The organism is Bacillus sp. PK3-067 (assembly GCF_056738645.1).
In genome coordinates this window covers 2,680,823-2,698,995 of record NZ_CP096490.1, presented here as the reverse complement: position 1 = coordinate 2,698,995, position 18,173 = coordinate 2,680,823, and the positions used below count along the sequence as shown (strand labels likewise).

The following is an 18,173-nucleotide window of genomic DNA, read 5'->3' as shown; positions in this document are numbered from 1 at the left end:
TAATCCACAAAAGTGGTTTTGGTTATGTATTTTGTTTGCGTCCATTATACAAAATATAGTGCTACTAAAAAAGAATAAAGAAGTGCATTAGGATATTCAAATTATTAACATATTTGTGTCGTATTGCTAGTTGTATTGAAAACGCTTTTATTCAGTTTTATAATAAAAGTATGTTTTATAAATCTCCAAAACAATTAAAAGGGAGATGATACAATGTTAGCTTCACCGTTTTACTTACATGCATGGAAAAAGTTTGTTAATGAAGGTGTTCTTGATTCAAATCGCATAAATCAAAGAATTTCAGAATCATGGCATCGATGTAAACAGGCTAATGTTAATCCTCACATGAATAAAGGTCAGAAAGTTTTGTCTTCTAATATTTTTCGAGAACAAAAGAAAAAGAGTGAAATTTTCCTTGATATAGCATTACCCCAAATACAAAATTTGAGAAAAACCATTGATGAACTACAAATGATGGCATTATTAATCGATCCAGATGGTTATGTTCTATCCTTAAGTGGAAATAAACAAACGTTAAAGCGAGCGAAACATATTAATTTTATTGAAGGTGTAAAATGGACGGAAGCAGCTGTGGGGACAAACGCAATAGGAACAGCGCTAGAAATTGAAGAAGCTATTATGATAAGTGGTACTGAACATTACTCCGTGGCATCTCATAGCTGGAGTTGTGCGGCTGCTCCCATTCATAACGATGACGGGAAATTAATTGGTATTCTAGATTTCTCCTGTCCAATTGAATTTTCACATCCATATATGCTCGGTATGGTAACTTCAATTGCACATGCGATTGAACGTGAATGTAGCATAAGAGTTCATCAAAATGAATTACACTTAATCCATCGTTTTTTAGATGTCATTGATAGTGATGAACAAGTAGTTATTTGTAATCATCGTGATGTTATCGTTTCTGCGAGTAAGAGCGTTCGGGAACGAGTAACTAATTGGTCAAGAATGAAACTTGAAGATTTAGTGCACCATGGATTGGAAACTAAATTAGAGATACCGGTATATAGTAATGAAAGAATGATCGGGAAATGTATGTATTTAAAGGAAAACAAACAAATGAATACATATTCTGCTTTCACATTTATAAAAGGAATTACTTTTCCAGGAGTTACCGGGACAAGCAAAGCATTTCAACACACACTAGAAGAAATTAAGCTTGTTTCACCGACTGATGTTAGTGTGTATGTATGTGGTGAGACAGGAGTAGGGAAGGAATATGTCGCGAGAGCGATTCATGAAAATAGTCCAAGAAAAGACGGGCCCTTTATAGCTGTTAACTGCGGTTCTTTGCCTAAAGAATTAATAGAAAGTGAATTGTTCGGTTATGCTGAAGGTGCATTTACAGGTGCGCGACGTCAAGGATATAAAGGGAAATTTGAACAAGCGAATGGAGGAACATTATTTTTAGATGAAATTGGTGAAGTACCACCAGAGATGCAAGTAGCATTATTGCGTGTTTTACAAGAACGTACAATAACTCCAATAGGAAGTTCAAAAGAGGTACCAGTAAATATTCGTATTATTACTGCCACACATAAAGATTTACTACGGTTAGTAGAAGAAGGGAAATTCCGTCAAGATTTATATTATCGTTTGCACGTTTATCCGTTATATGTTCCATCGTTAATAGAAAGAAAAGAGGATATCCCATATTTTATACAACACTTTTGCGAACAGAAGAATTGGAATGTTGTATTTCCGAAGAGTATTTGCAATCAATTTTTACAACATACATGGCCCGGAAATATTCGAGAACTAGTAAATGCATTAGAACGCATTTACATTTTGTCGCAAGGACGGGAAATATGCGAAAAACAAGTCGCTCTTTTGATACAAACAATGATGGGAAATCAACAACAACTTGAGTTACAAGTTAAAAATAAAACCGAACATACATTGAATTTTCGCGAAAAAATAAAGCGTGATAGCATGATTGAAGCATTACAAAAGACAAACGGAAATGTTTCATTAGCTGCAAAACTATTAGATGTACCCCGTAGTACATTTTATAAACGAATGCAAAAATATAAGTTATAAAGTAGATTTTTGTAATCTACTTTTTCTTTGTGGGCTCATGTTCTGTCGGAATGTGCGCTTACCGGGGAAATAATAGAATTGTTAGAAGGGAAATTTCCTAATGGGGGTTAGTGTGTGAAGTATATTGAAATTGGCTTCGGAAATAGGTGGTTCGTTCGAACAGAAACTGAAAATAAAGATGGAACTGAATTTGAAGAACGAGGAATTATAAAACCTATTTATTTTGAGTCTTTATATGTACGAGTGTGGTTTCGGAAAACGTGTTTAATTTTTGATACGAAAGAAAGGTTTAAAAAGGTTAAGAAGAGGAGGATTGAATATAAATTTATAGTTGGAATTGTAAGCAGACTGGATAAAGAAGAAGTGGGCTAACATGCGTAGTTATATTGGACAGGAAATTCTTTTGACTTATATCAAATTCATGAAAAGCACATTTACTAAATATAAATTGTTAATAAAACCACTAAAAATTATTATCAAGACCTAAAAGCTAAAAATCCTAAAAAAATAAAGGTGAGCGCATATTATACATGACTAATATGTACTCACCTTTATTTTATTGTTCAATTAAAGGGCCAGATTGTTGAGGAAACAGGAATAATAAGAATACTCAAAATATTGTTTGTGAAGTGTTACACTTAAACTAACGGGCAGTTTAGCTTAAGTACATTTTTTCACAAATTTAAATGGGGAAATTTCCCCATTTTTTATACCAGCTTAACGTTGATTCGGGAATATTGAACTTCGCTACCTGCTAATTGAATTCTACTTCATCTGGAGACCTTTAAATTAAAATGCTTCCTTTCTTCTGACAGACTTATTAAATTTCGAAAACAATCAATTCAATCATCTTTTCGTATAGAAAAACTTATTAAGAAACATGCACTAGAAAAAATATAAATCATATATAGGAGATATCCCGTTTGAATGCTTGAGGAGGATATTATGAAACCTATGTTACCTAGTGAAAAATATTTCGGTAATTTAGAACTAGTTTATGCATTTTATGGGGCTATGCCTACAGGTGTTACTGTTTCAGAAACCGGTCGTATTTTCATTTGCTTTCCGAAATGGGGAGACGATGTTAAATTTACGGTGGCGGAAATTTTTGAGGATAAATTGCAGCCTTATCCTAATTTACAAACCAATTTGGCTAACCCCGAGAATATCCCAATGACTTTCATCAGTGTCCAAAGTGTAGTTGCTGATGGAAGGGGAACGCTTTGGATATTAGATACAGCGGCACCCAATTTTTCTGAACCTATTAAAGGGGGAGCAAAATTAGTCGCTGTTGATTTAGAAACCAATACAATAAGAAAAGTATATACCTTTACAGAAGATGTTGTCCTGCCTACAACTTATCTGAATGATGTCCGTTTTGATTTTCGTGTTGGAAAAGCAGGTTATGCCTATATAACGGATTCTTCTTCGAGAGGACCAGGAGCTATTATCGTCGTAGATTTATCAAATGGAAACGCGTTTAGACGGTTAAATGGAGCAAATTCAACTTCACCCGATCCCTATTTTTTACCGAAAGTAGAAGGTCAAATTTTAATGAATCGAAACAAAGACGGTTCAACTTCTCCATTTAGGTTGGCGTCTGATAGTCTTGCGATTTCTCCCGATGGAAAGATATTATTTTTTGCTCCACTAACCAGTCGGCATTTGTTCTCGATCTCAACAGAAGCCCTGAGAAACAGAACGATACCGGACATGAATTTACCTTATCATGTGGAGTATTGGGGAGAAAAAGGTGCGTCTGATGGAATGATCACTGATGCAAAGGGAACTGTTTATGCTGGAGATTATGAAAACAACAGTATCCGTAAGATATTGCCAAATGGCATAATGGAAACTATCGCACATGATCCGAGAATTTTGTGGCCGGATACTTTTTCAATTGGTCCGGATCAATATTTGTATGTCATTGTGAACCAATTACATCGACAGCCTAGATTTCATTATGGAAAAGACTTACGACAGAAACCTTATAGTTTACTTCGTATCAAAATTGATGAATTTCCTGCTCCGACCTTTTCATAATAAAAATAGTCAATTAATTGTTTTCATTGATAGAAAATGATCAAACTTTTTTATAAAACCAAAACATAAACCTGCTGGATAAGAATCCATTTTGATCAATCTTTTTCAAAATGGATTCTTTTTATTTACCATAGAATACGGGTTAACACGATATTTTTAATCAAACTTTATTTTAAAATTACGAAGAAACTCATGAATGTTTTAAAAAATATGGTGAAGTAGTAATACCCGAACTTATGAGTGAAATTAATGAAAAGTTAAAATGGGATGTTGTTAGTTATGTAGATCATAAGGAGTATGCTTTATGACCACTACTAAAATATTTTAAAAAGATAATTAAACAAGATTCACAAGAATGGAAAACGCGAGGTTTAGAACTGTATAAATTATCTAGTGTAGCAGATATAAAGGGGAGTAATTTTCTTATCCTTTCTATATAGAAATTGCTATTGTTATTATTATACAATAGGTGTCAGAAAATACAGTTGTTTATTATTGGAGTGGGAGAGAATTATATGTCGATGTCGCTATATTATAAAAAAATCCGTGAGCAATTAGGCCATGAACTAATTCTAATACCGAGTGTAGCTGCCGTTATAAAGAATGGGCAGGGAGATATTTTGTTTCAATATCCTGGCGGGGAATACTGGAGTTTGCCAGCTGGAGCAATTGAGCCTGGAGAAACTCCAGAAGAAGCGGTAGTTCGTGAAGTGTGGGAAGAAACAGGATTGAAAGTACGAGTAAAAAAACAAAAAGGGGTATTTGGAGGGGAAAGGTTCCGTCATATATATCCGAATGGCGATCAAGTAGAATATATTGTTGTTGTGTTTGAATGTGAAATTACTAGTGGAAAACTGAAATCGATAGATGGTGAATCTTTAAAACTACAATATTTCTCATTTTCTGAAAAGCCTACTTTAGCGCTACCATACCCAGATAATATATTTTTATAGATGTAAAATAACACACCTTACTTATTGACGGTGTGTTATTTATATAACCCGGTCGTATACATCTCCGTTAACGTATACACAATTTCCTCTAAGTTAATCTTTTTATCATTTTGCGTAATAGTCCAAAGAAACGATTCATTCATCGCGAACCAACCGCGTGCTACAATCTCTTTATTTAAATTAGGTTGTGCTAATCCACTTTCTTGAGAGTAAGTAATATCCTGTTTAATACTTGTTATAAAACGTTCCCGAATCTCATCCCATTTTTGCCGTATTTCTCTTGATAATCCTATCGCTTCCTCTACAACTTGCAAAATAGCGCGTTCTGCATCTGCTAATTGCAGGAATGCTCTAACTTGATTTTGGATCATTATACGTGCTTCCTCTTTTGTTTGTGGAGAAAAAGAGCGCTCAGCAATATTATAAAATTGATTCATAACATCTTCCATTAAACTAATTAGGAGATCATCTTTGTTTTTGAAGTATACATATGCTGTTCCATAACCAGTTTCTGCATGTTTAATAATTTGTGTAATTGTCGTTTTTTGAAATCCATTATTTATAAAAATAGTGTAACCAGAGTGTAATAGTTTCTTCTTCGTTTCTAAGGAGCGGTGTTTTCTTGATGAAAGAGTAGAGTTTTTCAAAGAATCACCTCTTTATACTGAAATATCTGAAAATATAACTGTATTGTAAAAGAAGTTCATATATAAAGTCAACTGACATAATATCATTGACGTTGTATCAATTAAGGTGATATATTTCAATTAGTTAGAATAAAAAGAAAATTAAGAGAAGGTGACACCATGTATAAAGAACCATTTCAACCAACTTATGAGTATGCGCTTGAATGTGATAAACATGATGAACTGAAAGATTTTCAAACTGAATTCTATAAAAAAGAAGGTACTATATATTTAGATGGAAACTCATTAGGGCTACTTTCAAAAAGAGCAGAGAAATCATTACTTACGTTGCTAGATTCGTGGAAAGAGTATGGCATTGACGGCTGGACAGAAGGTGAGCACCCGTGGTTTTTCCTTTCAGAGAAATTAGGTAAACTTACAGCCCCTCTTATTGGTGCTTTACCGGAAGAAACTATTGTAACCGGTTCTACAACTACAAATATACACCAAGTTATTGCGACGTTTTACGAACCAAAAGGAATACGTACAAAAATACTTGCGGATGAATTAACTTTCCCATCAGATATTTATGCACTTCAAAGTCAAATTCGTTTAAAAGGATTAGATCCAGAGGAGCATTTAGTAAGAGTGAAAAGCCGAGATGGTAGAACACTTTCTGAAGAAGATATTATCCATACGATGGAAGATGATATCGCTTTAATTTTATTACCTTCTGTTTTATATAGAAGTGGTCAAATTCTTGATATGAAACGTTTAACAACGGAAGCTCATAAACGCGGCATTCACATTGGATTTGATTTATGCCATTCAATAGGATCTATTCCGCATCATTTCAAAGATTGGGATGTCGATTTTGCTGTTTGGTGCAATTATAAATATTTAAATGCAGGACCGGGTGGCGTTGCAGGAATTTATGTGAATAATAAACATTTTAATAGACTACCAGGGTTGTCTGGATGGTTTAGTTCTAGAAAAGATAAGCAGTTTGATATGGAGCATACATTAACAGCTGCTGATCATGCAGGTGCTTATCAAATTGGTACACCGCACGTTTTAAGTACAGCACCATTAATTGGTTCACTTGAAATTTTCAAAGATGCTGGTATTGAACGTTTACGTGAAAAATCTTTACATATTACGAGATACATGCTGAATTTAATTGGACATGAATTAAAAGGTTTCGAATTTACAATTGGAAATCCATTAGAGGATGAAAAACGAGGCGGGCACATTTATTTAGAGCATGCAGAAGCAGCACGTATATGTAAAGCACTAAAAGCAAATGGAGTAATTCCAGATTTTAGAGCGCCAAATGGGGTGAGACTTGCGCCGGTCGCTTTATATAACACATACGAAGAAGTGTGGAAATCTGTACAAATATTAAAGAAAATTATGAAAAATGAAGAGTATAAGCAGTTTGAAAATAAGCGAGAGGTTGTGGCATAAATATGAAAACATCAGAGTGGATTGATATTTCACAACCGCTAAATAATAATATTGCAACGTGGCCAGGAGACACACCGTTCTCGTATGAAGTTTCATGGTCAAAAGAAGAAAGTGGCTCAGTAAATGTCGGAAAGTTAACGATGAGTATTCATACAGGCACTCATATTGATGCACCATTTCATTTTGATAATGATGGAAAGAAAGTATTGGATTTAGATGTTCAAGTTTATGTTGGCCCAGCACGGATTATTGACGTTTCTAATCTTGAAAGCATCGGGAAAAAGGAATTAGAAAGCTTTCATTTAGAAGGTGTAGAACGATTATTATTACGTACATCTTCACATGGAAAAGCTGAAGAATTTCCAGAGGTGATCCCTCATTTACGTGCAGACATAGCGTCGTTTCTTTCAGAGAAAGGTATTCGTTTAATCGGAGTAGATGTACCATCAGTTGATCCGCTAGATGATAAAGAATTAGCAGCGCATCATCAATTATTTAAACATGGAATTCATATTTTAGAAAATGTCGTACTAGATCATGTAGCAGACGGTGATTATGAACTTATTGCATTACCACTTGCATTAACTGATGCAGATGGAAGTCCAGTTCGAGCCGTTATTAGACCAATATAAGTAGAATCATATAAAAGGGGCGTTTGGCTAATATGAAAGAAAATGAAAAAGTAATTATGGAAAAAGGGATTCATACGGATTTTAAAGAGAATATGACGTATGGGGAGTATTTACAATTAGATAGTTTACTATCTTCTCAAAAAAGATTATCGGACCATCATGATGAAATGTTATTTATCGTTATTCACCAAGCAAGTGAGCTTTGGATGAAGCTCATTTTACATGAGCTAAATGCGGCGATTGAATCTATTAAACAAGATAAATTACAACCAGCTTTTAAAATGTTAGCACGTGTATCAAAAATTCAGTCTCAAATTATTCAATCTTGGGATATTCTTGCGACATTAACACCATCAGAATATATTGAGTTTCGTGATTCACTCGGTCAAGCTTCAGGTTTTCAATCGTATCAATATCGTATGATTGAGTATGCACTTGGCTATAAAACGCCACACGCATTAAAAATTTATGAAAAGGATCCAGAATTACATGCACGACTTCATAAAGCGCTACATGCACCAAGTCTATATGATGTCGCGATTCAAGCATTAGTAAAAGAAGGATTCCCTATTCATAAAGATGTGTTAAACCGTGATATTACGCAGCCTTATGAAGAAGATGCAACAGTAGAAGCAGCATGGTTGGAAGTGTATGCGGATGTGAAAAAATATTGGAATTTATATCAGCTTGCTGAAAAATTGATTGATATTGAAGACTGGCTACAACAATGGCGTTTCCGTCATATGAAAACAGTAGAAAGAATTATTGGACATAAAATGGGTACAGGTGGATCCTCCGGTGTTTCTTATTTAAAGCGAGTACTTGATCAACAATTCTTCCCAGAGCTTTGGAATGTTCGTACGAAATTATAAAAATAAACCTGTCAGTTCATTATGGCTGACAGGTTTATTTTTATTTGAACACAATTATGTTTAAAATGAAGGAACAAGATATAATAAATGGAGTAACTATTTAAATGGAGGTAAAGTTTTTGGATTTCAAGCAACTAGAAAATAAATTCGAAAAGAAAAAAGTGAATACATTTCTTGTTTATCAAAAAGGGGAATTAACAACGGAGTATTATAAAACACCCGAATGTGCAAATAACTTATATAAAATAAATTCGATTACAAAAAGTATCGTATCTTTATTAATTGGTATTGCAATTGATAAGGGCTATATAAATGATATACATACATCAATTACAGAGTGGATTGAAAATGTACCTGGGGAAAAACATGATTTAACGCTATATCACTTATTAACAATGACTACTGGTGAGGACTGGAAAGAGTTTGGGAATGGAGTAGTATTCCCAAATGACTTTGTAGAATCAGAGAACTGGGTACAGTACATATTAGAAAAGCCAATAATTGAAGAACCTGCTACAAAAATGAATTATAATTCAGGTTCTTCTCATTTACTGAGCTATATTATTCAAGAAGCTACTGGAATGTCGACAGAGCGGTTTGCAAAGAAATATTTATTTGATCCATTAAAAATTAACGAATACGAGTGGCAACAAGATCCGCAGGGTATATATGTAGGTGGCTTCGGTATGAAAATGAAATCTACCGATTTATTAAAATTAGGAAAATTATGTTTGCAAAATGGATATTGGAATGAAAAAGAAATTGTATCAGCGAAATGGTTAAAAGAGTCAAGTAGGGCGCAATTTGAAACATATGAACATGTCGGCGCATATGGATATCACTGGTGGGTATTACATAACGAAAGATTTCACATACCGTATTGTATATATTTCGCTATGGGATACGGCGGACAATACATCGTTATCATTCCTCAATTAGAAGTAGTATCTATTATAAGTAGTCATATGCCAAAACGTGGGCTCGTTCCGTTAAAATTATTTATTGAGCATGTACAGGGAAATTCTAATTATATATAAGAAAAGGAGGGAATGTATGAAGGATGAAAAAATTTTATCTTTATTTAGACTATGTTTAAGCCTTCTAGCATTTAGTGCAATCATTACGCAATTTATAATACGGGCACAAGTGAAACCGTTCAATCCAGTTAACTTTTTTAGTTTCTTCACGATCGAAAGTAACATTTTAGTTGCATGTATTCTCCTTTTAAGTAGTATCGGAACAGCTACATTTGGTCGATCAGAACAGTTTGGTATACTTCGTGGTGCAGCAACGGTATACATACTTACGACTGGACTCATTTATTTTTTATTATTAAGAGGGTTAGAAGAATCACTTCAAACGGCAATACCATGGGTAAATACGGTGTTACATTATATCATGCCAATTGCTATGCTTTTAGATTGGATATTAAATCCACCAAATAAGAAAATCACTTGGAAACAAGCTTCAAGTTGGCTCTTATTCCCGTTTTTTTACGTTGTATATAGCTTAATTCGTGGTCCAATCGTGAATTGGTATCCTTATCCATTTTTAGATCCGAGAATAGGTGGATATGGTAGAGTACTTTTATACAGTATAGGGATAGCAGTTGTAATTGGCACTATTTGTATATTGGTAAGATTTTTAGGGAATCGATATTTTAGAAAAGAATTTTAGAAATGAAAGAAACCCGGCTGTTATGAATCTAAATAGCCGGGTTTCTTTCATTTTATCTACTCGTCTTCTGAAACGACATTTTAATAAATTTCTCCGTCTTCGTTTCAAATTCCACATCAACAAAAACACCATATTCTTTTCCGTCTTCACGTAGCCACAATTTGAATTTTTCAACTGTTATTTGAACGGTTTTTGGTTTTCTACCTATATGAAGGTAATCAATAATCTCTGCTTTTGGGTACTGTTCTTTCGTTTTCTCTACAGCAAGCTTACCCCATTTTGCATACGGCGGCTGCGCCTGAACAATTGATGAGCCTGTATATACATTTGAACATGTTGTTAGGAACAGAAGGACGAGTGCGACACGCTTTAACAAATTCTTCATGATGAACTCCTTTTATCCTTTTTTTATATTGTTTACATTTTCTTTCTACGATATTAGTTTGGATTTTTTGTCTTCTTTACATAAAAGCGAGGCTTTTACAAAACATAACCAAGAAATCATTTACATAATTAAGGAGGGAAAATTATGCGCCAAAAAGCTATGTTTAAAATAGCGGTTTTACTTGCGTTCATAGGACTGTCTTTAATGGTCAGTAGTATACAACTAAAGAATGTAGAAGCATTTTCTAATCAAGTCATTCAAAGAGGAGCATCGGGCGAAGATGTCATTGAACTGCAATCTCGTTTAAAATATAACGGATTTTATACGGGAAAAGTAGATGGTGTTTTCGGATGGGGTACATATTGGGCACTTCGGAATTTTCAAGAGAAATTTGGATTACCCGTTGATGGTTTAGCTGGAGCTAAAACGAAGCAAATGCTCGTGAAGGCAACGAAGTATGACAAATCAACTGCTAATAAAGGAACGACAACGAATAAAGGAAATAGTGGTGGCACTGCACAAGAGAATAAACCACCTCAAAATAAAGGGACAAATGTTCCGAACGGTTATTCTCAAAATGATATTCAGCTGATGGCAAACGCAGTATACGGAGAATCACGTGGTGAACCGTATTTAGGACAAGTTGCAGTAGCTGCTGTTATTTTGAACCGTGTTACAAGTGCGTCATTCCCAAATACTGTTTCAGGTGTAATCTTTGAACCTAGAGCATTTACAGCGGTAGCCGATGGACAAATATATTTAACACCAAATGAAACAGCAAAAAAAGCAGTTTTAGATGCGATTAACGGATGGGATCCAACAGGAAATGCTTTATATTATTTCAATCCAGATACTGCGACTAGTAAATGGATTTGGACTCGTCCACAAATTAAAAAAATCGGTAAACATATTTTCTGTAAATAGAGCGGAGGTGGGACAATGTTACGAGGTATTATCATTGTATTATTAACAGTCGGTGTAGTAGGAACAGGCTATTGGGGCTATAAAGAGCACCAAGAGAAAAATGCGGTTTTAATTCGAGCGGAAAATAGCTATCAACGTGCATTCCATGATTTAGCATACGAAGTCGATTTATTACACGATAAAATTGGTACAACACTTGCGATGAATTCACGATCATCTTTATCACCTGCATTAGCGGATGTATGGCGTTTAACATCTGAAGCTCGCTCAGATGTAGGACAACTTCCTTTAACATTAATGCCATTTAATAAAACGGAAGAATTTTTAGCGAATATCGGTGATTTCAGTTACCGTGCAGCCATTCGTGATTTAGAAAAAGAGCCGTTAAATGAGCAAGAATATAAAACGCTACAAACTTTATATTCAAATGCAGGAAATATACAAGATGAACTAAGAAAAGTACAACATCTTGTTTTGAAAAATAATTTACGCTGGATGGATGTAGAAATGGCACTTGCATCAAATCGTGATCCAGCAGATAACACAATTATTGATGGATTGAAAACTGTAGAGAAAAACGTAACATCATATTCTTCTACAAACTTCGGACCGACCTTTACAAGTGCGCAAAAAAATAAAAAAGGCGGATTTGAAGCGGAAGGAAAGGCAATTTCTAAAGATGAAGCAGCGAAAATTGCCAAATCGTTTTTGAATTTAAAAGGAAATGAAAAAGTAGATGTAGAGAAAAGTGGAAAAGGTGCGAAAGAATCCTTCTATAGTGTGAAAATTAAAGATGAAGCAACGAACAATGAGTTCTATATGGATATTACCGGAAAAGGCGGATATCCAATTTGGGTTATGAATAACCGCGAAATTAAAGAACAGAAAGTTAGTTTAAACGATGCAGGTAGTAAAGGTTTGAAATTTTTAAAGGACCATAAGTTTAATAATATGGAGCTTTATGATAGCTCTCAATATGATAATGTTGGTGTATTTACGTATGTAGTAAATGAAAATGGAGTACGAATTTATCCAGAAGCAATCCAAATGAAAATTGCTTTAGATGATGGTTCTATCGTTGGGTTCTCCGCAAAAGAATACTTAGCGTCACATCAAAAGCGAACAGTTCCATCGGCAAAGCTAACTGCAGCAGAAGCAAGAAAGAAAATCAATCCGGATGTAAAAGTCATGGAAGAACGTAAAGCTTTAGTAGTCAATGATTTGCATAATGAAGTGCTTTGCTATGAATTTGTAGGCACTTTAGGAAAAGATACGTACCAAATATTCATTAATGCTAATAGCGGGGCCGAGGAAAAGGTAAAGAAAATGCAAGCTGTTGAAAAAATTTATGATTAAACCTTAATAGTGAAGTGGTGAAAATAATGAAAACTCTAATATATATATTGATGCTTTGCTTCGTTATAACTGGATGCAGTATTGGAAAAAAAGACAATCCAAACGAAAAGCCGGAACAAAAAAATGTTTCAATGAAAAATGTTAATTATACGAATAAATCAAATAAGCCAAATGAAAAAGCAGCAGATCATTTAGCATCTTTAGCAGCAAGTGTGCCAGGTGTGAATGATGCAACAGCGGTCGTTGTTGGAAAATATGCTATTGTAGGTATTGATGTAAAAGCAAAACTTGATCGAACTCGAGTTGAATCAATTAAATACTCTGTTGCAGAAAGTTTAAAAAATGACCCTGACGGTGCTAATGCAGTCGTTGTAGCAGATGTTGATACGTATGAACGCCTCAAACAAATCGGAAAGCAAATTAAAAAAGGAAAAACAGGTGAAGGTATACTAGATGAATTAGCCGCTATTGTGGGCCGAGTAATGCCACAAGTTCCAAATGATATGATAGAAAATAGAGAAACGAATCCAATTAAAGATAATGATAAACAATTACCAAAAGATGAAGAACAAGAGTTAAGAAAAGAACAGGATGATCAATCAAATAATCATTTGAATAAATGAAATTAGCCTCGTACTTAATTGTACGAGGTTTTTAAATACAATATTAAATATTCAGTTTATTTTTAAGGGAATATATGGTTTAATTATCATGGGAGGGACAACTGTTATGATGAAAAAAAGCGCATGTATATTGTTTAGTTTATGCTTAGGTTTCAGTATGACAGCGTGTGAACAGAGAAAAGAAGTGAAAAACCAAACAGCAACTTCTTCTACTGTGATGGAAAGGCAACAGAAAGAGTCTATCAATATAAATCATTTCTCGAGTATAAATGAAGGAATGACTTATACAGAAGTGAAAGATTTAATTGGTTTTGAAGGAGATTTACTTATAGAAGAAGGGGTAGAGCATTCTACACAAATTAAACAAATTTTTGCTTGGAAAGGGAACGATCCAAATTCATTTGTTGAAATTACCTTTTTAGATGGAAGAGTGCATTCAAAAGCACAGCAAGGTATAAGTTAATAAGCTAAAAAATGGGAGAGTTTAGCATGAACATACACACAGGGGAAATTCAATTAGCTCCGTATAAGGAGAAATATAAAGAAGTTATACAAACATTTACTTTACCAAGTGAACAAGTTCAGTTTACATCAGATCCAAGCGCATTACTGGAGAAAGCAAAAAGTGATCATACAAAAAATGTGATTGTTATTTTAGATCACAATGGGGTACCGGTGGGTCTTTTCGCATTGGAAACGGGAGATAGAGTAAAGGAGTTCACAGATAATGAGGATGCTTTACTTTTAACGTCATTTTCTATTAATCACAATAGACAAAGAAAAGGATTCGCTAAAAAGTCATTGATATTATTAGAAGAGTTTGTAAAACGTTATTTTCCAATAAAAAATGAAGTTGTACTTGCTGTGAATGAAAGAAATATTCCTGCACAAAATTTATATGCAAAAGTTGGTTTCCAAGATAAAGGTTTTAGAAGAATGGGACCAATTGGCCAACAAATAATAATGCATTTATCTATAATGAAATAATGAGATAGAAAACTTACTCTTGAATATTCAAGTAGTAGGTTTTTTATTTTAACAATATATAATATATATATATAAAATGAAACAGGAATGAAGGATATAAAAAATGAATCAAGATAGAAAATGGAATATCGTTGGAGGAAGAGTGATTAAAACTGGAATTGCAGTTTTTCTTACAGTGTTAGTTTGTGATTTTTTTAACATCCCAACTATTTTTGCTGTAATAACAGCAATTGTTACAATTGAACCAACTGCAACAGACTCAATAAAAAAAGGACTTATTCGCTTTCCGGCCTCAACAATTGGATCGGCATATGCCATGACTTTCACATTTTTCCTAGGCCACCAAGCAATTTCTTATGCATTAGCTGCAATGTTTACGATCGTTACATGTCAAAAACTAAGGTTACATGCGGGAACTTTAGTTGCAACTTTAACTGCCGTAGCAATGATTCCAATTACGGCAAATCATTATTTTACTGCATTTTTAATTCGTTTAGCTACTACATCTACTGGTATTATAGTATCTACTTTAGTGAATTTTTTCATTTTTCCACCCCACTACACGAAAATGATTTTTGGATGTACAGAGGATCTATTTGCTAAAACAGCAAATATTATGAAAGAATGGATTACTGCATTAGTTGCAGGAAAAGGTGTGAAAAAGGAGACTGCTCAGGATTTATCTAAATTGACTTTATTATTGCATAAGGCGATACAATTTGTTCAATATGAGCAGAAAGATTGGAAATATCATCAACATACAAAGAAGGAAATGAGAAGCTTTTTAACGATGCAGAAGCAACTTCATATATTACAGCAAATCATTTACCATATAGATAATTTAGCTCGGGTATCAATTGAGACTTGTGACTGGTCACAAAGTGAAAGAGAAATATTACAACGAACAATTCATTCTATAATTGCTATATTGAGAAACCGTTGTAATGAAATTGATGAGGAACATTTCAAACTTATTGCTGAATTAGACAAGCAATTTTGGAGTTATAAAAATGATTTAAAAGATTATAAACCAAATCATTATCATCACCATTTTTCAAGTGAATCTATTATTTTATTTGAGGTATTATCTATTCATGATATGTTAGAAGAATTAAAACAATTAAAACAAATATCCGAGAAATATGAGTGGGAAAACCGATTCAATTGATAAGTTCATTTTACTGTGGGGGGGATAATATGACACTTTATATTGCATTACTAAGAGGAATCAATGTCGGTGGCCATAAAGTAATCAAAATGGCTGATTTAAAACGAGTGTTTGAATCAAAAGGGTTAAAACAAGTGAAAACATATATACAAAGTGGTAATATTGTGTTCGAATCTGAGGAAGGTATAAACTTTCTAAAGGACCGAATACAATCTGAAATAAAAAAAGAATTTGATTTCGATGTTCCAGTCATGCTAAGAACACATGATGAATTTATAAATATTATTAAACAATGTCCATATGAAGTTCATTCATTGTTAGAAGGAGAAAGTGTTCATATTGCTTTTTTAGCTAATGTACTTTCTGAAGAAGAGAGTAGTCAATTGCTTACATTTAAAAGTGAACTTGAAGATTGCTATATAGATGAGAAGGTCGTTTATTTATTTTTCAAAAATAGCATTCGAAATTCTAAATTAATGAACCAGTTTCAGAAGTTACATACACCAGCTACAGTTAGGAATTGGCGGACTGTGAATAAATTAAAAGCAATTGTAGAGAGTATGTAAATATAAAAAGATGAGGTTTTCTACATGTAGAAAACCTCATCTTTTTACTTATATTGTTTTGCAACTATGAGTTCGACAATAGGATAAATAAAGAATGAAGAGCAAATTGCGATGAACAGGGGGAGGTTTTTTACTCCATCTAAATTAGCCCCCATAGAAAATCCTTCGGAGAAGATTAATAAAAGGAACATTACAACTACAAGCACAAAATACGCAATTTTAAAGCTTTTATATGTAATTTGTTGTCCCATCTCATCTTGACTTTCTTCTGACACACCGTGGGGATCTCCCCAAGTAATGTGATTAATTAAATTACTAAGTATTAACGAAATAGCAAAAATCGTACCACCTAAAATAGAACCTTCAGTTATGTATTTATATGTGCCATGTACTAGTATTGCAATTAATGCTAAAACAATGATTATAAAAATAGTTTTTTTAGTATTCAATAAATAATTGCCCCCTCGATTGTAAAAAACTCTTTACAAATATAAGTATAAAATTGGAAAAGTGTCATGTCAAATATTTTTTACATACAATATGTAAGTATGCAATATTTTGTTTTTATGATAAATAAAAAATTACAATACATTTGAATGTAAAAGAATGGGCTCGCATATATTTGGAAGGGATGTCAGATTAATTTAGGGGGTAGTTATGTCTATACTTTTAAAAGCTGGTGCAGATGCAGGAAACAACGGTTTGAAGTTAATGGTGAAAGGGCAAGACCCTATTTTTATTCCGAGTATTTATTCTTTATATATAGGTGAGCCTACAGGACTCTTAGATGAGGTAGATGTTTCATTATCTGAATTAGAAAACCACATTGATGTGACTATAAGTTCGCCATCGTTAATGCTAAATAATGTACGATATATCGTTGGAGAAAAAGTTATTCAAGATCAATTAAAAGGTACTGAGGTAGAGAAGAAATCGAATAAGTCAACGGATGAGTTAATGGTTATTACAATACTATCAGGTTTGGCGGTAAGCGCTATGCGTCAAAGTCCAACTTCTAGCCATATTAATATTCGTTATGATTTATCTGTCGCTCTTCCTATGCAGCTTATTACACAAGAAATAGCTGCTGAAAATGCAAAACGTTATATGGGAAATCATAAGGTTATTTTCCATTATCCGAACGGACGCGATGTGACAATTAATGTTTCAATTGAGTATTGTAAATGCCTGCCTGAGGGCGCTTCTGGTACGTGGGGCATTGTATACGATGAAGAAGGAAATGTTGTGAAACATAAAATAGAATGTGAGCAAAATCAAGTTTCTGAAATTGATTTTGTAGATAAAACTCTACTCTCTTTTGATATTGGTGCAGGGACGACAGAAGAAGTCGTTTCATTAGGGGTGAATTTCCGTCCGCAACTAAGTAAAGGTTTATCTTATGGTGTAAAAGAGACGTTACTACAAATCATTACGAGATGGAACCGGAAGTATCCAACTAAAACGATTGATAGTATTACAGAATTCAATCAAATTTATTTAAATGATAAGCATCCGAGAAATACCTTATTAGTTGAGGAATCACAGCCAGCGCTATTAGGTTTAGCAGCACGTGTTGCAACAGATATTATAAATAAAATTGATGATATGAAAGACGATCCATACGTGTTTATTTATGGCGGGGGTGCAGTAATTATTAAAAATAGTTTAAAAATGATTTTAAAGCAAAAAGGACGACTCAAAAATGTAATCTTTGTAGATAATCCGTTATTTACAAATGCACGAGGATTATTAGTTTATACTTGTTCGCCAAAATATAGAGAGCATAAGCAAAAAGAGTTAGGATTTACAAACTTAACGATAAGTTAGTTG

20 protein-coding genes are annotated in these 18,173 nt (G+C 33.7%); 17 read left to right on the top strand and 3 right to left on the bottom strand.

The genetic code is table 11. The features are described from left to right. The first annotated feature begins 213 nt into the window (after nt 1-213). The 4 genes from M1D73_RS13845 (at nt 214) to M1D73_RS13830 (ending at nt 5,060) form a co-directional block, all read left to right on the top strand. Nucleotides 214-2,064 carry a sigma-54-dependent Fis family transcriptional regulator gene (locus M1D73_RS13845; RefSeq protein WP_144572662.1) on the top strand — a complete coding sequence of 617 codons (1,851 nt, stop codon included), beginning with the start codon at nt 214-216 and terminating at the stop codon, nt 2,062-2,064. A 114-nt stretch (nt 2,065-2,178) separates the two neighbouring features. Next, nucleotides 2,179-2,436, top strand: coding sequence for a DUF3977 family protein (locus M1D73_RS13840; protein ID WP_000873830.1), 258 nt, complete (start codon nt 2,179-2,181; stop codon nt 2,434-2,436). A 573-nt stretch (nt 2,437-3,009) separates the two neighbouring features. Beyond that, nucleotides 3,010-4,107 carry an L-dopachrome tautomerase-related protein gene (locus tag M1D73_RS13835; protein ID WP_000803865.1) on the top strand — a complete coding sequence of 366 codons (1,098 nt, stop codon included), beginning with the start codon at nt 3,010-3,012 and terminating at the stop codon, nt 4,105-4,107. A gap of 515 nt (nt 4,108-4,622) precedes the next feature. Then, entirely contained in the window at nt 4,623-5,060 is a 438-nt protein-coding gene (locus M1D73_RS13830) for an NUDIX hydrolase (protein WP_075677122.1), read from the top strand. Between the two features lie 35 nt (nt 5,061-5,095). On the opposite strand, the gene M1D73_RS13825 is transcribed toward M1D73_RS13830, so the two are convergent. Then, nucleotides 5,096-5,707: a TetR/AcrR family transcriptional regulator gene (locus M1D73_RS13825; protein ID WP_000798536.1), complete on the bottom strand. Its 612-nt coding sequence runs from the start codon at nt 5,705-5,707 to the stop codon at nt 5,096-5,098. 159 nt (nt 5,708-5,866) lie between these two features. Between M1D73_RS13825 and kynU the strand changes: the two genes are divergently transcribed. From kynU to M1D73_RS13800, 5 genes are all read left to right on the top strand, one after another. Continuing rightward, nucleotides 5,867-7,153: a kynureninase gene (kynU, locus tag M1D73_RS13820; protein ID WP_075677120.1), complete on the top strand. Its 1,287-nt coding sequence runs from the start codon at nt 5,867-5,869 to the stop codon at nt 7,151-7,153. A 2-nt stretch (nt 7,154-7,155) separates the two neighbouring features. Beyond that, on the top strand, nt 7,156-7,785 hold the full coding sequence (gene kynB / locus M1D73_RS13815) for an arylformamidase (protein ID WP_000858074.1): 630 nt from the start codon (nt 7,156-7,158) through the stop codon (nt 7,783-7,785). A gap of 32 nt (nt 7,786-7,817) precedes the next feature. Continuing rightward, the gene (gene kynA, locus M1D73_RS13810; protein ID WP_000661957.1) at nt 7,818-8,657 is read left to right on the top strand and encodes a tryptophan 2,3-dioxygenase; all 840 of its coding nucleotides are present in this window, start codon (nt 7,818-7,820) and stop codon (nt 8,655-8,657) included. 119 nt (nt 8,658-8,776) lie between these two features. Further along, nucleotides 8,777-9,694 (top strand): serine hydrolase domain-containing protein, encoded by a 918-nt coding sequence (locus M1D73_RS13805; RefSeq protein ID WP_000346251.1) that lies wholly within the window; start codon nt 8,777-8,779, stop codon nt 9,692-9,694. 16 nt (nt 9,695-9,710) lie between these two features. Beyond that, on the top strand, nt 9,711-10,334 hold the full coding sequence (locus M1D73_RS13800) for a Pr6Pr family membrane protein (RefSeq protein WP_000650955.1): 624 nt from the start codon (nt 9,711-9,713) through the stop codon (nt 10,332-10,334). A gap of 52 nt (nt 10,335-10,386) precedes the next feature. On the opposite strand, the gene M1D73_RS13795 is transcribed toward M1D73_RS13800, so the two are convergent. Further along, on the bottom strand, nt 10,387-10,719 hold the full coding sequence (locus M1D73_RS13795) for a DUF3889 domain-containing protein (protein WP_000793375.1): 333 nt from the start codon (nt 10,717-10,719) through the stop codon (nt 10,387-10,389). A gap of 144 nt (nt 10,720-10,863) precedes the next feature. On the opposite strand from M1D73_RS13795, the gene sleB reads away from it, so the two are divergent. The 7 genes from sleB to M1D73_RS13760 all read left to right on the top strand — a co-directional run bounded on the left by sleB (nt 10,864) and on the right by M1D73_RS13760 (nt 16,343). Then, a complete protein-coding gene (gene sleB, locus M1D73_RS13790) occupies nt 10,864-11,643 on the top strand; it encodes a spore cortex-lytic enzyme (RefSeq protein ID WP_001249063.1) in 780 nt (259 codons plus the stop codon). Between the two features lie 15 nt (nt 11,644-11,658). After that, nucleotides 11,659-12,999 carry a germination protein YpeB gene (gene ypeB / locus M1D73_RS13785; protein ID WP_000943727.1) on the top strand — a complete coding sequence of 447 codons (1,341 nt, stop codon included), beginning with the start codon at nt 11,659-11,661 and terminating at the stop codon, nt 12,997-12,999. Nucleotides 13,000-13,025: 26 nt separating this feature from the next. Further along, complete coding sequence (locus M1D73_RS13780; protein WP_000854053.1) at nt 13,026-13,622, top strand: YhcN/YlaJ family sporulation lipoprotein; 597 nt, start codon at nt 13,026-13,028, stop codon at nt 13,620-13,622. Between the two features lie 106 nt (nt 13,623-13,728). After that, complete coding sequence (locus tag M1D73_RS13775) at nt 13,729-14,085, top strand: hypothetical protein (RefSeq protein ID WP_000976446.1); 357 nt, start codon at nt 13,729-13,731, stop codon at nt 14,083-14,085. 11 nt (nt 14,086-14,096) lie between these two features. Next, a complete protein-coding gene (locus M1D73_RS13770; protein WP_121868266.1) occupies nt 14,097-14,609 on the top strand; it encodes a GNAT family N-acetyltransferase in 513 nt (170 codons plus the stop codon). A 103-nt stretch (nt 14,610-14,712) separates the two neighbouring features. Then, nucleotides 14,713-15,777 (top strand): aromatic acid exporter family protein, encoded by a 1,065-nt coding sequence (locus M1D73_RS13765; protein WP_098212924.1) that lies wholly within the window; start codon nt 14,713-14,715, stop codon nt 15,775-15,777. A 29-nt stretch (nt 15,778-15,806) separates the two neighbouring features. Next, a complete protein-coding gene (locus M1D73_RS13760; RefSeq protein WP_098212925.1) occupies nt 15,807-16,343 on the top strand; it encodes a DUF1697 domain-containing protein in 537 nt (178 codons plus the stop codon). Between the two features lie 44 nt (nt 16,344-16,387). Here M1D73_RS13760 and M1D73_RS13755 read toward each other — a convergent pair whose 3' ends face one another. Further along, nucleotides 16,388-16,792: a hypothetical protein gene (locus M1D73_RS13755; RefSeq protein ID WP_001093141.1), complete on the bottom strand. Its 405-nt coding sequence runs from the start codon at nt 16,790-16,792 to the stop codon at nt 16,388-16,390. 208 nt (nt 16,793-17,000) lie between these two features. Here M1D73_RS13755 and M1D73_RS13750 point away from each other — a divergent pair, with 208 nt between their 5' ends. Further along, nucleotides 17,001-18,170 carry a ParM/StbA family protein gene (locus tag M1D73_RS13750; RefSeq protein WP_000025622.1) on the top strand — a complete coding sequence of 390 codons (1,170 nt, stop codon included), beginning with the start codon at nt 17,001-17,003 and terminating at the stop codon, nt 18,168-18,170. The last annotated feature ends 3 nt before the right edge of the window (nt 18,171-18,173 follow it).

What these genes read in the sequence shown, in the direction of transcription:
- M1D73_RS13845 (WP_144572662.1), top strand. Translation starts at nt 214, where the DNA reads ATGTTAGCTTCACCGTTTTACTTACATGCATGGAAAAAGTTTGTTAAT.
- M1D73_RS13835 (WP_000803865.1), top strand. Translation starts at nt 3,010, where the DNA reads ATGAAACCTATGTTACCTAGTGAAAAATATTTCGGTAATTTAGAACTA.
- M1D73_RS13830 (WP_075677122.1), top strand. Translation starts at nt 4,623, where the DNA reads ATGTCGATGTCGCTATATTATAAAAAAATCCGTGAGCAATTAGGCCAT.
- kynU (WP_075677120.1), top strand. Translation starts at nt 5,867, where the DNA reads ATGTATAAAGAACCATTTCAACCAACTTATGAGTATGCGCTTGAATGT.
- kynB (WP_000858074.1), top strand. Translation starts at nt 7,156, where the DNA reads ATGAAAACATCAGAGTGGATTGATATTTCACAACCGCTAAATAATAAT.
- kynA (WP_000661957.1), top strand. Translation starts at nt 7,818, where the DNA reads ATGAAAGAAAATGAAAAAGTAATTATGGAAAAAGGGATTCATACGGAT.
- M1D73_RS13800 (WP_000650955.1), top strand. Translation starts at nt 9,711, where the DNA reads ATGAAGGATGAAAAAATTTTATCTTTATTTAGACTATGTTTAAGCCTT.
- M1D73_RS13795 (WP_000793375.1), bottom strand. Translation starts at nt 10,719, where the DNA reads ATGAAGAATTTGTTAAAGCGTGTCGCACTCGTCCTTCTGTTCCTAACA.
- sleB (WP_001249063.1), top strand. Translation starts at nt 10,864, where the DNA reads ATGCGCCAAAAAGCTATGTTTAAAATAGCGGTTTTACTTGCGTTCATA.
- ypeB (WP_000943727.1), top strand. Translation starts at nt 11,659, where the DNA reads ATGTTACGAGGTATTATCATTGTATTATTAACAGTCGGTGTAGTAGGA.
- M1D73_RS13780 (WP_000854053.1), top strand. Translation starts at nt 13,026, where the DNA reads ATGAAAACTCTAATATATATATTGATGCTTTGCTTCGTTATAACTGGA.
- M1D73_RS13775 (WP_000976446.1), top strand. Translation starts at nt 13,729, where the DNA reads ATGATGAAAAAAAGCGCATGTATATTGTTTAGTTTATGCTTAGGTTTC.
- M1D73_RS13770 (WP_121868266.1), top strand. Translation starts at nt 14,097, where the DNA reads ATGGGAGAGTTTAGCATGAACATACACACAGGGGAAATTCAATTAGCT.
- M1D73_RS13765 (WP_098212924.1), top strand. Translation starts at nt 14,713, where the DNA reads ATGAATCAAGATAGAAAATGGAATATCGTTGGAGGAAGAGTGATTAAA.
- M1D73_RS13760 (WP_098212925.1), top strand. Translation starts at nt 15,807, where the DNA reads ATGACACTTTATATTGCATTACTAAGAGGAATCAATGTCGGTGGCCAT.
- M1D73_RS13750 (WP_000025622.1), top strand. Translation starts at nt 17,001, where the DNA reads ATGTCTATACTTTTAAAAGCTGGTGCAGATGCAGGAAACAACGGTTTG.